Source organism: Paenibacillus peoriae, from assembly GCF_022531965.1.
GTDB lineage: Bacteria > Bacillota > Bacilli > Paenibacillales > Paenibacillaceae > Paenibacillus > Paenibacillus polymyxa_D.
Genome location: NZ_CP092831.1, coordinates 4,060,267 through 4,073,666, shown reverse-complemented (window position 1 = coordinate 4,073,666; position 13,400 = coordinate 4,060,267). Strand labels below are relative to the sequence as shown.

Annotated in this window: 15 protein-coding genes; 10 read left to right on the top strand and 5 right to left on the bottom strand. The window is 43.8% G+C overall.

The window, feature by feature from the left end:
* Positions 1 to 27: 27 nt before the first annotated feature.
* Positions 28 to 1,203 (top strand): MFS transporter, encoded by a 1,176-nt coding sequence (locus tag MLD56_RS18115; RefSeq protein WP_029515544.1) that lies wholly within the window; start codon positions 28 to 30, stop codon positions 1,201 to 1,203.
* A 101-nt stretch (positions 1,204 to 1,304) separates the two neighbouring features.
* Here the strand turns inward: MLD56_RS18115 and MLD56_RS18110 are convergent, their stop codons facing one another.
* Positions 1,305 to 2,117, bottom strand: coding sequence for a GNAT family N-acetyltransferase (locus MLD56_RS18110; protein ID WP_029515543.1), 813 nt, complete (start codon positions 2,115 to 2,117; stop codon positions 1,305 to 1,307).
* Positions 2,118 to 2,556: 439 nt separating this feature from the next.
* Between MLD56_RS18110 and MLD56_RS18105 the strand changes: the two genes are divergently transcribed.
* On the top strand, positions 2,557 to 2,928 hold the full coding sequence (locus MLD56_RS18105; protein ID WP_029515541.1) for a hypothetical protein: 372 nt from the start codon (positions 2,557 to 2,559) through the stop codon (positions 2,926 to 2,928).
* Positions 2,929 to 3,154: 226 nt separating this feature from the next.
* Here the strand turns inward: MLD56_RS18105 and MLD56_RS18100 are convergent, their stop codons facing one another.
* On the bottom strand, positions 3,155 to 4,159 hold the full coding sequence (locus MLD56_RS18100; protein WP_029515540.1) for a chitosanase: 1,005 nt from the start codon (positions 4,157 to 4,159) through the stop codon (positions 3,155 to 3,157).
* A gap of 265 nt (positions 4,160 to 4,424) precedes the next feature.
* On the opposite strand from MLD56_RS18100, the gene MLD56_RS18095 reads away from it, so the two are divergent.
* The 5 genes from MLD56_RS18095 to MLD56_RS18075 all read left to right on the top strand — a co-directional run bounded on the left by MLD56_RS18095 (position 4,425) and on the right by MLD56_RS18075 (position 8,666).
* Positions 4,425 to 5,213 carry an isocitrate lyase/PEP mutase family protein gene (locus MLD56_RS18095; RefSeq protein ID WP_029515539.1) on the top strand — a complete coding sequence of 263 codons (789 nt, stop codon included), beginning with the start codon at positions 4,425 to 4,427 and terminating at the stop codon, positions 5,211 to 5,213.
* A gap of 37 nt (positions 5,214 to 5,250) precedes the next feature.
* Positions 5,251 to 5,811, top strand: a complete 561-nt coding sequence (locus tag MLD56_RS18090; protein ID WP_029515538.1) for a bifunctional transcriptional activator/DNA repair enzyme AdaA — start codon at positions 5,251 to 5,253, stop codon at positions 5,809 to 5,811.
* Positions 5,812 to 5,836: 25 nt separating this feature from the next.
* Positions 5,837 to 6,322, top strand: coding sequence for a methylated-DNA--[protein]-cysteine S-methyltransferase (locus MLD56_RS18085; RefSeq protein WP_049816894.1), 486 nt, complete (start codon positions 5,837 to 5,839; stop codon positions 6,320 to 6,322).
* Positions 6,323 to 6,335: 13 nt separating this feature from the next.
* Entirely contained in the window at positions 6,336 to 6,623 is a 288-nt protein-coding gene (locus tag MLD56_RS18080; protein ID WP_029515537.1) for an antitoxin Xre/MbcA/ParS toxin-binding domain-containing protein, read from the top strand.
* Between the two features lie 159 nt (positions 6,624 to 6,782).
* Positions 6,783 to 8,666 carry a stalk domain-containing protein gene (locus MLD56_RS18075; RefSeq protein WP_029515536.1) on the top strand — a complete coding sequence of 628 codons (1,884 nt, stop codon included), beginning with the start codon at positions 6,783 to 6,785 and terminating at the stop codon, positions 8,664 to 8,666.
* 86 nt (positions 8,667 to 8,752) lie between these two features.
* On the opposite strand, the gene MLD56_RS18070 is transcribed toward MLD56_RS18075, so the two are convergent.
* Positions 8,753 to 9,310, bottom strand: a complete 558-nt coding sequence (locus tag MLD56_RS18070) for a YdhK family protein (RefSeq protein ID WP_029515535.1) — start codon at positions 9,308 to 9,310, stop codon at positions 8,753 to 8,755.
* Between the two features lie 289 nt (positions 9,311 to 9,599).
* On the opposite strand from MLD56_RS18070, the gene MLD56_RS18065 reads away from it, so the two are divergent.
* The 3 genes from MLD56_RS18065 to MLD56_RS18055 all read left to right on the top strand — a co-directional run bounded on the left by MLD56_RS18065 (position 9,600) and on the right by MLD56_RS18055 (position 12,033).
* Positions 9,600 to 10,439: a MetQ/NlpA family ABC transporter substrate-binding protein gene (locus tag MLD56_RS18065; protein WP_029515534.1), complete on the top strand. Its 840-nt coding sequence runs from the start codon at positions 9,600 to 9,602 to the stop codon at positions 10,437 to 10,439.
* Positions 10,440 to 10,508: 69 nt separating this feature from the next.
* On the top strand, positions 10,509 to 11,684 hold the full coding sequence (locus tag MLD56_RS18060; RefSeq protein ID WP_029515533.1) for an aminotransferase class I/II-fold pyridoxal phosphate-dependent enzyme: 1,176 nt from the start codon (positions 10,509 to 10,511) through the stop codon (positions 11,682 to 11,684).
* Positions 11,685 to 11,706: 22 nt separating this feature from the next.
* Positions 11,707 to 12,033, top strand: coding sequence for a phosphorylase family protein (locus MLD56_RS18055; protein WP_049816892.1), 327 nt, complete (start codon positions 11,707 to 11,709; stop codon positions 12,031 to 12,033).
* Between the two features lie 18 nt (positions 12,034 to 12,051).
* On the opposite strand, the gene MLD56_RS18050 is transcribed toward MLD56_RS18055, so the two are convergent.
* Together MLD56_RS18050 and MLD56_RS18045 are read right to left on the bottom strand one after the other, a co-directional pair.
* On the bottom strand, positions 12,052 to 12,537 hold the full coding sequence (locus MLD56_RS18050; RefSeq protein WP_029515531.1) for a DUF5381 family protein: 486 nt from the start codon (positions 12,535 to 12,537) through the stop codon (positions 12,052 to 12,054).
* Positions 12,530 to 13,366 carry a hypothetical protein gene (locus MLD56_RS18045; RefSeq protein WP_029515530.1) on the bottom strand — a complete coding sequence of 279 codons (837 nt, stop codon included), beginning with the start codon at positions 13,364 to 13,366 and terminating at the stop codon, positions 12,530 to 12,532. Before MLD56_RS18045 ends, MLD56_RS18050 begins: the two co-directional genes overlap by 8 nt.
* Positions 13,367 to 13,400 lie beyond the last annotated feature (34 nt).

Below are 13,400 nucleotides of genomic sequence, written 5' to 3'. Positions count from 1 at the left end.
ATATAAGAAAAGAGGCGTTATTTAAAAATGCAGAGCACGTGGAAAGTGTATATTTTGGCCATTGTTAGTTTTTTGGTAGGCACATCCGAATACATTATCTCAGGCATTTTGGATCAGATTGCGACAACCATGGGGATTACGGTGTCCGCAGCGGGACAGTTGATTACAGTCTTTTCTCTTGCTTACGCGATTGGCACGCCGATTCTGATGGCAGTAACCGCTAAATGGGACAGACGCAAGCTGCTCCTGAGTTCGCTCGGATTATTTGCAGTAGCTAATGCCCTCTCCTTTATTCTGCCGGGTTTTGGAATGTTTATCGCCGCACGTATTCTTATGGCCCTCGGGGCGGGGATGGTTGTGGTTACAGCACTGAGCATTGCTGCGAAGATTGCTCCAGCCGGCAAGCAGGCCAGTTCTATTGCTACAGTTACTATGGGTTTTACAGCCTCGCTGATTATCGGGGTGCCGCTTGGAAGAATGATATCTTCTGCATCATATGGCTGGAAAACCGTATTTCTCGGCATCGCTTTGACAGCGATTATTGCTTTGATCGTTATCGCTATGACAATCCCTCGCTTAAAAGGAGATCAACCGATTCCCTTACTACAGCAATTTGCTCTTCTGAAGAAGCCTGAAGTTGCTTTGGGATTGGCGATTACCTTCTTTTGGGGAGGGGGATATTTCCTCGCGTATACTTACATTTCACCGTACTTGCTGAATGTATCAGGTGTAGGGGATAATATGCTAAGCTCAGTATTACTTGCCTTCGGGATTGCCAGCCTGATCGGGTCGAAAATCGGTGGATACAGCGCAGATAAAAAGGGTATTTCCTTTACATTATTCGGGGGCATGGTGTTGCATGTCTTTTCCTTGCTTTTACTTCCTGCCGCCGCTCATTCCCTGATCGCAGTATTTGCTTTATTGATCCTTTGGTCGTTCGCTGCCTGGACAACTGGACCTACTCAACAATATAACTTGGTCACTCTTGTGCCTGAATCTTCCGGTGTGATGCTGAGTCTCAATCAGTCTACGATGCAGCTTGCCATGGCGGCCGGAGCTGGGATCGGTGGTGTAGTTGTTGGTCAGGTTTCGCTGGCTTCCATCACCTGGTTTGGAGCAGCAGGGGTCGTTATAGCTATTGTGGCTGTATATTTACTTTCACGAAGATCCTCAGTCCACACGGAATTGGGTGTTACGGAGTAAAGCTTATAGATAAGTGAAAAGGAGGCCCAGTGATGAAGGTGACATTGTGGTCTTCTTTGATTTTGAATGAACAATAATATGCTCTCTTGCAGTAGGAGGGCTTATTCAAACGTAATATCAGTGATTTTGCCGGCTTCCTTAAAGCCGATATTTTTATAAACTTGATTGGAAACCGAATTTTTTAAATCTGCATATAGCATGGGTACTAAATGCTCATTTTCCAAAATCGAACATAGCTCGGATACCATTCCGCTGGCAAAACCTTTCTTTCGTAAATTAGGCGGGGTATACACAGCATTAATGCGAGCATGTCTCGGCGAGCGGTGAGCAATATTAGCCATGGACACAGGCATGTTATTTACAATCCAAAGATACAAATTTCCTGTCCCGATGGTCTTCTCCGCAACCGATATTTGACTAACCGGATCAATAAAACTACCTAAAGCTTCTTCTGAAAAACCAGCTAGAAACTGGGCAACTAATTGTACATCCTCTGGGATGGATTGTCGGATCATTCCCTCAACGCCCGAGGGCTTTTTATATTTAGGACAGAAATAAGATTCCATGACCATATGGGTATGTACCTGAGCAGCATGACGACGTTGTGCGTAAGCATTTGCGAACTTCTCGACTGTTTCGGCATCACCACATACACCTGATAGGGTGGTTCCTTTTAAATAACGTAAGAGTTCTCCTATATAGGTCAATTTATGATTATCTGTGATTTGTTGTGAGATCCATAACCAGGCCTTATGTCCGGGTGATTGAGCAAAGACCATATTTTTATCGGACGTTTTGAGGCATGTTGATCCTTCTGACTCACAAATTCGATGGATCAAATGGTATCGAACTTCATCAGCCAAAAATAGATTTTGATTTAATATATCGTCGTTTGGGACTAGTTGCTCAATCATGACTCTGCCTCCTAATGAGCTGTGACCTAAGCACTTGTAAAGTGCTATGAAGCTATGAAGATTCGGTTGTTATATCTACTAGGATTTAAACTTCCGCGCTATACGTTTCTTATTTTTTTGTCGCCAAATCCATCTTTCGATAAAGTTTTTTTCTTTTCTTTCCTGAAGTGTTTCCTTCATACCCTTAATAAGAAATTCGGATCTTCGCTTGTCGTTTCTGCTAATTTCACGTAGTTCCTCAATAAATTTATCGTCCATGTCCGCATCTCCGTTAGTTCAGGATTTTCCAAATTGCTAAGCTAGATTATACAGAACATATGTTCCTTTTTCAAGTCTGCATCGCTCTATTCAATCACATAACCATTTTTAGATGGATGCTGCGAGGCCCGCGCCAATCGGATGGTGAGGCATAAGATAAGTTGAAAGGAGGAATTACAACATGGACAACAAAGCATATGTATCTCAAACGTATCCACGTCTTACAGTTTACAACGAAGAAAATTTTCGGGGTTCCAGGAGAGTATTCAGAGGAAACCTAGGCATTCGTAATACCGATAACATTCTCGACGGCATCGAAAGTCTGCGTTTCTTTTCTACCAGCAGCAATGCTACACTGGTACTCTTTACAGGCACGCGGTTTAGAGGTAACTTCCGTGTGTTTAGAGGCAATCGCAGCATCGCCGACCTGGATGATCTGATTCGTGGGAATGATGTGGAATCTATTATCTCTACCAATCAACGTTTGACGTTGCAACAAATCCGTAATATCCGCAGTAGCGGTAGACTTCCATCTGGCTACCGAATCATCTAACGGCCTTATTTCGACTTCATAACCATTTTACAAGACTGTTTCAGGAGCTTGCAACTTTCGGGCTTTTGGGACAGTCTCTCTATTTGCACACGCGACCCACATATTTGAATGATGAGAGGAACTGTTTGGGAAAATGGACCTTGTTAGTAGTCAACACCAACTCAATATTTATGAAAATAAATAAAGGAGGACATACGATATGCCCTCCTAATGACGTATATTGTATTTACTTCAGTTCCCAATTCGTTGCTTTGATCACGGCTGCATCTGCGTTCTTAAGATCTGTTTCGCCAGAAGCTAAGAGAGAACTCCATTGTTTCACACGATTCTTACCATTGGGAGGTTGGTTATAATCGTTGGTATCGACAACCAATGTACGCTTAGCATAGAAGCTAGTCATGAAATTCTTCTCATTCGTACTACTGCCTGAACGTGAGAGGATTCCTTCAAGACTACCTGAATCACCAGTAGCGCCTTGATTGAGTGCTGTGTCGACAAATGATCCAATCGTTAGAGCAGTATTAAATCCGCGTTTATGTGCTTGCTGTACACTATATTCGATATAGGTGTCATAGAACGTACGCCACATGGCTTCTCTCCAAGCTTCATTGTTTTGGAGAGCGTTGATCTTCTTCTTGATTACACTATCGCTATCGCTGAGCTTTAGAATCGAACCATTCATCTTCCCCTTTAGACCAGCACGTGTTAATCCACCTGCAATGGAAGGGTTGCTAGCTCCACTAGCAGCATCAAAAGCTTTAAATAAGTACGGGCCATCTGGTCCCGTATCATTTGAACCGCCTGTTGTTGCTCCAAAGATACCAATGGTGTACCCACGATTATCGCCGATATCTTCAGCATAGCCATAGAATTCAGTCCATTTCAAAGAATCTTGCTCTGGTTTGTTCACTAGCTTCATAATATTATCCCACTGCTCACCGTCGAGTCCTGTATTAGCCTTCAGGAACTGAAGTGTTGAAGGTGAGAAATTAGCATCATGGTCAATAGCTGTAACCGCTGCTTGGCTAGTAGCTTCTTCGCTGGTAAGGGATAATGGCTGTATACTAGCTTCATTTGAGTTGTCGAAGCCCTCATTTAAATCGATCGTTTTCTGCACCGGAGTCCCATTCTCTTCAGCAAAAGCCTTGCTAGGTGAAGAGCCGGACAAGCTAGAGAAAGAAGCGACTACAGTAAAGCTTAGCAAGATCATAAGGAACTTTATTTTATACATATAACTCCTCCTATAAAATGTAATTGTGAAAGGCTAAAAGCGTAGATTTCCATCTAACTCGAATGGATTTAGCAAGAGTATAGATAAGAAGCATAGGATTGAATAGAGCTTAAATAACCGTTTTTTTCGAAAATTATGATTTATATGTGAATAAATGGACCAAGTTGTTCCTAGATTCCTACAGACCATAAGTGCAAGAATGAGGACGAAACAAAGATAGCCTCTTGATAAAATGAGTTACATCACATATCAGGAGGCTATATTTATGAACAAAATCCAGCAGTTTCATGCACTTCACACATTAGAGGAACTTTTATTTTTAGGGAACGCCTGGGATCTGCTATCTGCGGTGGCTCTGGAGAAAGCAGGTTTTAAGGCGATAGGTACGACGAGTTGGGGGATTGCCAATACGTTTGGATTTTCAGATGGAGAGCTTATTGATTTTGACCAGCACGTAAGTATTATTCGGACGATTGTTGAGCATGTTCAGATTCCAGTGTCGGCAGATATTGAAGCAGGATATGGAGAGGACACGGCAACGATTGTTGAGCATGTTTTAAGGGTAGCCGATGTGGGAGTTGCAGGGATTAATATTGAGGATTCTTTGAAAATGCAAAAGGGACTTCGAGAAGTGGGTCTGCACAGTAACCTATTGTCCAAAATTAGAGCGGCCTTGGATGCGCGTGGGTTTCAAGCGTTTTTTATAAACGCAAGAACGGATACATATTTGCAGATGAATACTCCACTTTCAGAGACCATAGAGCGGGCCAAAGCGTATGAGGATAGTGGTGCGAGCGGAATTTTTGTTCCAGGATTAAAGCGTGATGAAGAGATCAGGGAAGTTGTGTTTCATATCCATGCTCCGCTTAATGTTTTATCCCTGCCGGGTCTGACGAATGTCCACCAGCTTCGGCAGTTAGGAGTTAAACGGTTTAGCTTTGGAAATGCATTTTCTGATAAGATAATAGTTGCTTTGCAAAAGAATGCAGAACAGTTGATAGAGCTACAAGATACATCACATTTATATGAGGATTTTGCAAAATCCTTGAGCTAGATGAATATGAACTATAGAAAGGACGGAGCATTCGATCATGGCTAACCTTAGTCTTTCTTTTGAAGAAATGTGGGAGAAAATTATAGCGTGTGATCGTAAGTATGACGGGTTGTTTTTTACCGCTGTGAAAACAACCCACATATACTGCCGACCTTCCTGTCGATCCAAAAAGCCGAAGAAAATAAATGTGGAGTTTTACTTTGATTTGGACAAAGTGGAAAAGGCGGGTTTTCGTGCTTGCAAAAGATGCCAGCCCCATACAGACCATTCGCCGTATATCAGACTTGTGCAGAATGTGGTAACCTTTTTGGTTAATCATTACAAGGAAAAACTTGTATTGCAGGATATTGCGGACCATATCGGAATAAGCTCCTTTTACTTGGATCGGATCTTTAAACAGGAAACCGCCGAAACCCCGCGCACGTATTTGGAAAAAATAAGAGTAGATAAGGCAGCCTATCTTCTTAAAAGTACAAATCTTACGAATCTTGAGATTTGCTATGAGACGGGCTTCCAAAGTCCCTCCCATTTCTATAAGGCGTTTCGTAGCTTGAACCATTGTTCTCCTAGTGAGTATAGAAAGTTGAGTAGGGAATAGAAAAGGAAGGAGGTTGTATCCTTTTATGAGCGAACTATACGTAATGAAGTATGTATCGCCGATTGGAGAGGTAGAGATACAGGGCACAAATGAGGCTGTCTATTCTATTATGTTCTCTAATCGGAATGAGCCCTTAACGAGGGCTATAGAAGAGGTTCCAATCCAAGTATTAGCGGAATGCACTACCCAGCTTGACGAGTATTTTAAAGGTGAGCGCTTTGAGTTTACGTTTCCTTATGCCTTTGAAGGTACGGATTTTCAGCAAAAAGTATGGAATGCTCTGGTGTCCGTGGGGTACGGTAAAACAACAGCTTATAAAGATATTGCTCTTGCTATTGGAAATGAAAAAGCGATCCGAGCCGTAGGCAGTGCTAATGGAAAAAATAAGCTGAGCATTGTGATTCCATGTCACCGAATTATCGGTTCCAATCAGAAACTAACGGGCTATGCAGGAGGGCTATGGAGAAAAGAATGGTTGCTCCAGCATGAAAAGCGTTGTCTGAGGCCCTAAGGAGGGTTCGTAGATGAGAGACATATATTTGAAAGAGTTTAAGCCGGAGAACTGGGCCAACATGGTTCAGGTCTATCAGGAGCGGTATGCACAGGTAGATCCGGCTATAAGAGCAAAAGTGGCCAAAAGTAAAATTCCCAAGGAGATTCAGATTGTGCTGCTGCCCGATATGGGGGAGTATTTGCTGATTTGGATGGATCGAAAAGTCCCCGCACTCGGCAACGAAACACCGTCGGATTATTTGAAAAGCGAAGAAGGGACTAAAGCACTGAAGGCGGCTATATTACGTATGTCACGTTGAAGAAGCGGACCAAGGAGATACATATGAACATTGAACAGAGCGCGAATGATGGAAAAAGTGAGTTCCTATATCCATAACTGTAATCAAATGGAATGAACTTCATCTAACCCTATGCTATGATTTACCAACAAGAATATAGATTTAAAAGGGGAAATAAGAATGAAGCTCAAAAAAATGATGTTCCTACTTTCGTTTTTAACGATATTTGTAGGGTTGATCACTTTGTGCACAGAAAGTGTTCAGGCTGCCAATTCGACAGTATTCAAAGATGGAGATAAGCTTAAGCTTATTCTTGATGATGGTAATGGAGTAAACAGAGTGTTTAAATTTGATCTCCCGTTTACGATTAAGCCTGATACACCAATTCGTCTGTATAGCAACAACATTGAAATTCCTTCTGGTGACTTTACGATCGATTATGCCAACTCCACAATTACGATTGCGGATTCACGACCAGCACCTGGGCCAGGATCAGAAAATCATATAGAACTTCCTATAGCTATAACTATGAAAGGGACTGTGCAGTCAGTCGATGAATCTACAGTAACTCCACTTGCGGAGGAGCCAAAAGTAACGCAGCCTGAGGTGGAGACCAATATAAAAGAGATTCCCACTCCCAGTGAACCCAAAGTTGCTCAACCTGTGGATGAACCGAAAGTAATTGAACCGCAAGTAACCCAGCCGATCGAGGAGCCTAAAGTGGACCAAGCGGTTGATGAGTCACCGGAAATCCCTTTGTCTATCCCATCTGGAGAAAATTTTCCGGGTACATTTACAATCAACTCTTCAAGTACATCATTTTCAGTTCGTTTGAAGATGAAAAATATTCAACCCACGTACACTTCATATGTTATGGTCAAAAATGCGGATGCTCAATTAATTAAACGGATTCAGTTCGATCCGGAAACAACGTTTAGCTACCCTTTGAGTAACCTGAATTTATCTACAGGTGGATATTACTTTTATATCAAAATGATCGATCAGTCGGGAAATTCGGCAGCGTCTGTACCCCAATTTGTTCCTATAAATAATAACAAGGCTCAGCAGGTTGAGGTGTTTATAGACGGTAAACTGCAACAATATGAGCAGCCTGCGACCTCTATTAGCGGAAGTATGCTGGTGCCATTTCGTGCCGTTTTTGAGGCGCTTGGGGCGAAAGTGAAGTGGGATGGAGCTACCAAGACCGTTACTGCAACCAAAGGAAATACAACGATCAAGTTAACTGTAGGCTCCAGGGATGCCTATATCAACGGAAAATTAGTGCGTCTCAATGCGGCGCCAAGACTCATTAACGGCAAAGTAATGGTTCCTATTCGCTTTGTTAGTGAGGCGCTGGGTGCGAAGGTGAAGTGGAATATTGCAGCTCAGAGCGTTGTGATTTTCCTTGCGCCACCGCAGGTTTTGACAACTAGCGAAAGTGAACAATTAATGGAGGAAAATGAAGATGCTTCCGAATCACAATCCAATCCAACGATTCTGAAAAAGATATCCACCACCTTCTCCAAATCTACGGATATTGTGTTCGTCATAGATGTTACGAGTAGTATGACAGGGACGCTGGATTATGTGAGACAGAAGGTGAAAGGCTTTGTTGATTCCGTTCCAGCAGGTTCTCATTTTGCTGTCGTTGCATTTCGGGATATCAATCTGAAGGCAGATAAAGATTTAGAATTTTTGGAGTTTACGACCGATAAAAATAAGTTAAAAGGTAACTTGAATATGCTGCGCCCTTCCGCTGGCGGGGATTTGAAGGAATCGGGATTAGAGGCTATTCAGTTAGCTATAAGTAAATTTCCCAAAAATTCTAATTCCAAAACAATCATATTCATTACAGATGCACCAGTTCATGATAAGAATACAGCCCTGGGTAAAGCCCGTTTTTCAGTAGATGAAATTAACGAGCAATTACAGAAAAATGATGTTATTTTTAATGCAATCGTGCCTGCAAATGGACTAGCCAACAAACAAATGAAAAAGCTTGTAGATTCCAACGAAGGGACTTTGTATGATATCAAGGAGGCCAAGCTGAATTTGGCGAAGTAGGTTTGTCCAAACTCAAATAAAGCCGTTAAAGGGAGCCGATGCCAGGCTCCCTTTTGTTATCACAAGCGACCTGTGCTGAAAGAGTTCTAATGGGCTGAAAGCTCACTCTCCGTCACCCATTTATGATTTTTGACAGGCTCTCCTCCTGTAGTCGGCGTATAGTCTACCATATATACGGTCGTTGGCTCGGCGGAATCAATGGTAGCCTTAGCCCCATCCATCCCCTTCATATGATCTGCTGCAAGGATAACCTCTGTGCCCGGTGCATAGGGCTCGCTGCTTGCATCCTTAATCTCTTCATGAATAACCCACTTATGATTATTCACTTTTTCTCCTCCAGTGGTTGGTGTATAGGAGACTGTATAAGCAGTAGTCGTATAAGCACCCGCAATCGTGGCCGTAGCCCCATTCATGCCGGCCATATGGTCAGCTCGTATAGTCGCTTGACTACCAACTTTGAAGGCTGGATTTTCAGCTTCTTTTAATCCGGCAGGAAGCTCACTGGAAGTGGAATGGTTCATCTCCGATGTGTCGTGCTGTTGACTGCTGTTTGCCGTGTGCTCTTGGTTTGGCGCGTTACTGTTCCCGCACCCACTCAAAATCATCATGACTGTACCAGCGAGCAAAGCCCATTGCATTCTCATATTTAATAGCTCCTTTAGGGTTTTATTTTCATATCAATTATACCCCCAGGGGGTATAATTGAAACGGAATAATATTACAAACTTGTGAAGTGTTTTTACCTACAAGGGGATCGCCTGTTGTGATCCCTTATTTGTTATGCAGAAGATGCGTAATTAAATGTTGTTGACAGTGAATAAAAAATCATTGTAATATCTATAAAACGCATCAAGTTACTTGGTATTTTGAGCGACTGTAAACATTCTAACTCACCAAAAGTAGAAGATATCAAGGAGCAGGGGGAGACATCAAATGAAGAAACCATGGATTTCATTTATATTGCTGCTGGGAGCAGTCGTGCTTTTTATTTCAGGCTGCGGCAGCAACAATACGTCGGGCAACGCTGCGGGTGAAGAAAAGAAAACACTGCATATTAGCTTTAATCCTGGTCCATATAGCGATCAGTTTAAGAATGGTGTGGCTCCATATTTGGAGAAGAAAGGCTATAAGATTACATATAAAGAGTTTACAGACGGTGTTCAGCCCAATGTAGCCGTGGCTAAGGGGGATATTGATGCTAATGTGTTTCAGCATTCGCTTTACCTGGATTCTATGAATAAGCGGGAGAATATTGATCTGATTGGTGCTGTACAGGTCCCGACTCCTCCAATGGGATTGTACTCCAGCAAGCATACCAGCCTTGACGAAATCGGCGATGGAGCCCAAATCAATCTGTCCAACGAGCCAGTCAATATGCTGCGTGCGCTGAATATTTTGAAGGAAGTAGGCTGGATTACGTTAAAGGACCATATTGATCCATTGCAAACCTCGGTGAACGACATCACCTCTAATCCGCATCATCTGCAATTTGTTGCTACCGATCCGGCACAGGGGCCACGTGTACTGAAGGATGTTGATTTTGCGGCTATACAAGGGAACTTTGCTGTATCGAATGGAATAAAGCTGACCTCGGCATTAAAGCTTGAAAATATGACAGATCCGTTCACGAACGTGGTCGCTGTGGACAGCAAGAACAAGGATAAGCCCTTCGTCAAAGACATTATTGAAGGATATCATTCAGATGAATTCCAAAATTACATCCATTCGAACCCTGATTATGAAGGCTACAAGTTGCCAAGCTATTTCAAATAATATGGGGCATTATCTTCTGCGGGCTGACGTTGTCAGCCTGTATCTTATGGATAGAAGGTGGATATGAACGTGATTTTTTCATCCTCTGATCTCGTCAAGGCTCTGCCTGACAACTATTTTAGCGCAATAGATGACAAAGTGAATCTGTATAAAAGTAAAGGAATAGATGTAATTAATCTGGCAGCCGGCAACCCGGATCAGCCAACACCGGCGCATATTATCAGCGCTTTGAAGGAAGCGGTTGATCAACCGATCAATCAGGGCTATCCGCCTTTTCATGGAAAAAAAAGCACGCTGGAGGCTGTCGCCGCGTTCTATAAACGGGAGTATCAGGTGGAGCTGGATCCGGACCGGGAGATTGCCATATTCAACGGCTCAGCCATAGGCGTAATGGGGATTCCACAGGCGCTATTGAATCCAGGTGATTGGTTATTGACCACCGATCCGGCATATCCCCAATATTATTCCGCTGCTACGCTGGCAAGAGCCCATATTCATACGATTCCGCTTGATGAGAAGCATGGTTTCTTGCCTGATTATACAACCGTGCCGGAAGAAATTGCAGAGCAGGTCAAATTGCTTATGATTAATTATCCGAACAATCCGACTGGAGCCGTAGCTACTGCAGACTTTCTGACGAAGACGCTGGATTATGCCGCTCGGTATCAGTTTCCAGTTATGAATGATTTTGCTTACGGTGCTCTTGGATTTGACGGGCATAAGCCGATTAGTTTATTGCAAATCCCCGGCGGCAAGGAGTATGGCGTCGAGACGTATACAGCTTCCAAAACGTATAACATGGCTGGATGGCGCTTCGGCTTTGCGGTTGGAAATGCGTCCGTTATTGGTGCGCTCAAGCATTATCATACGCATGCCTACAGCACTGTTTTTGGCGCGGTACAGGATGCGGGAGCTGTCGCATTGCTGGGCACCCAGGAGCCAGTACAGGAGCTCGCGAAGTTATATGAGCGGCGCCGTAATGTTCTTATTGCAGCGTTACGAGGTATTGGCTGGGATGTAGCAGCTCCCCAAGGGTCTTTTTTTGCCTGGTTCAAGGTGCCGGAGGGGCATACATCGGCTTCCTTTGCAGACTTTTTATTGGACGGTGCGCACGTTGCGGTCGCTCCTGGAGAAGGCTTTGGTCGTGCAGGAGCTTCTTATGTGCGGGTCAGTCTGGTAAACAGTGAGGAAAGGCTGCTGGAGGCGGTGCAGCGTATCGCAGCGACGGGGGTTTTTCAAGTATAAGCCGGAATACAAGGAAGTTATTTTGCTGCAATCAGGAATTGGCAAAGCGAACGCTGCCTCGACTATGGCCCTGCTGATTGAGCGTTTTAGCCCAGAGCTTGTCATTAATACCGGGTCTGCGGGTGGGCTCGATCCAGCGCTGCTTGCTTTTGCGACAGAAGCGCTGGCGGAGACCAGGATTGAGGGGAAGATCGTCAAGGGTTTGATTACGACGGCAGACTCCTTTATCTCCCATGCTGAGCGCGCCCATTTTATCCGCAGCCAGTTTGGTGTTCCATTTTTGGCTGCGGCCAATTCGGCCGCATTGGTTGTGGCTCTTGTAGCCGCATATGATAGAGACAAGCTTTGATATATTCAATGGCACTATTCAGGAACGTTTTTTCTTCGACTTGCCATGCTGGTTAATGAGAGTTCGAAGTTGTTTCCCGGCTTGGTTCAGCTCCATATCGTTCAACACATAGTCAGTGCTGACTTCCCAGGTGCTGTGGTCATTCAGATGAAAAATAAAGGCGGGAAAGCGAGGGCGCAGCCATTTGCGGATGGAGGCCCCTTCGAATTCGACTTTAGTGATTGCAGCCCACGGGACAGTTCGAATACCATCTGAAATGCTGTGCTCGTCAAAGATGAACAGGTAGGTATCCTTGCGAAGCGTTCTGCTCAAACAAACCACGAGATAGCTACCGAAAAAAGGAAGTCCGACAATGGCGGACGTAATAAAGAAGAAGATTTGTAGAGCTGAGATATCTTCGTCGATAAAAATGAGCAGCAGCAAAAACAGACAAATAAGCACAAACATCAAGCTGCCCATGGCTTTCCAAAATGCCAAAGATCTTCGATATACAATTTTATCCACGGAATACCGCCTCGTCGGGAACAAACGCCTGAATGAAATAAGTTATTCGTTCTCTCCAGTCAGCTTCGGTCACACTTTCAATTCGCAGACATGGAGTGGCCTGCATATTCAGTTCTGTATTTCTTACAATCCACACATCATTCTTTCCTTTAAGAACAAATAGCAGATTTGTAACAGAAGGACCATCTTCATCCGTATCCGTGTATACCATTTGGCTCAAATTATCAAGGCTACACTGATTACGATCAAAGTCCTCCCGCCAGTCTTGTATCATTTGTTGAGCCGACTCATGAAGCTTCCACGTTGCCATTTGCTGCATGGTGAAGTTGGATGAGGTTAACTCATTCCACTGTTCTTCGGTCAGATCGACGTATCGGCTGTGCGCATTGAAGTTCGGAGCAGACAGGCCGAACAGTTGATCAATGTCGTGATGCCAGTCTTCTGGAGAAGACCAGCGAAAGAAATGGAGTTCATTGTGACTGGAGAAATGATACAGAAAACGTTCATTTCCATGGTGTATCGTTAACGTATTTTGCTTATCTTGTTGCTCCTTAAAGCCACGTAGCATCTGACGACTTTGTACCAGATGAGCTAAAATTTCAACAATGAACGCATCAAATTCGAGCTGTTGTTGCTCGTCATCCCGTTGTTCCATCAAACCCTTGGATATCATGCTATGCGTTGCGGCATGAAAAAGTAGTTCCCAGCGATCTTCGGTTAGTTCCCCGTAATAAGATTGGAGCAGACCAGAAGCCATATCTTCTGCGCCCAATGCGGTCAAGGCAAAACCTAGCTCCTCAAGCGTTAAAATTACCGTTTGTTTGTCCATAGTCAGGCTCCTTCTCCATCTGTTAGGTGTGTAT

Coding starts and splice junctions, on each gene's coding strand:
- MLD56_RS18115 (WP_029515544.1), top strand. CDS start 28: ATGCAGAGCACGTGGAAAGTGTATATTTTGGCCATTGTTAGTTTTTTG.
- MLD56_RS18110 (WP_029515543.1), bottom strand. CDS start 2,117: ATGATTGAGCAACTAGTCCCAAACGACGATATATTAAATCAAAATCTA.
- MLD56_RS18105 (WP_029515541.1), top strand. CDS start 2,557: ATGGACAACAAAGCATATGTATCTCAAACGTATCCACGTCTTACAGTT.
- MLD56_RS18100 (WP_029515540.1), bottom strand. CDS start 4,159: ATGTATAAAATAAAGTTCCTTATGATCTTGCTAAGCTTTACTGTAGTC.
- MLD56_RS18095 (WP_029515539.1), top strand. CDS start 4,425: ATGAACAAAATCCAGCAGTTTCATGCACTTCACACATTAGAGGAACTT.
- MLD56_RS18090 (WP_029515538.1), top strand. CDS start 5,251: ATGGCTAACCTTAGTCTTTCTTTTGAAGAAATGTGGGAGAAAATTATA.
- MLD56_RS18085 (WP_049816894.1), top strand. CDS start 5,837: ATGAGCGAACTATACGTAATGAAGTATGTATCGCCGATTGGAGAGGTA.
- MLD56_RS18080 (WP_029515537.1), top strand. CDS start 6,336: ATGAGAGACATATATTTGAAAGAGTTTAAGCCGGAGAACTGGGCCAAC.
- MLD56_RS18075 (WP_029515536.1), top strand. CDS start 6,783: ATGAAGCTCAAAAAAATGATGTTCCTACTTTCGTTTTTAACGATATTT.
- MLD56_RS18070 (WP_029515535.1), bottom strand. CDS start 9,310: ATGAGAATGCAATGGGCTTTGCTCGCTGGTACAGTCATGATGATTTTG.
- MLD56_RS18065 (WP_029515534.1), top strand. CDS start 9,600: ATGAAGAAACCATGGATTTCATTTATATTGCTGCTGGGAGCAGTCGTG.
- MLD56_RS18045 (WP_029515530.1), bottom strand. CDS start 13,366: ATGGACAAACAAACGGTAATTTTAACGCTTGAGGAGCTAGGTTTTGCC.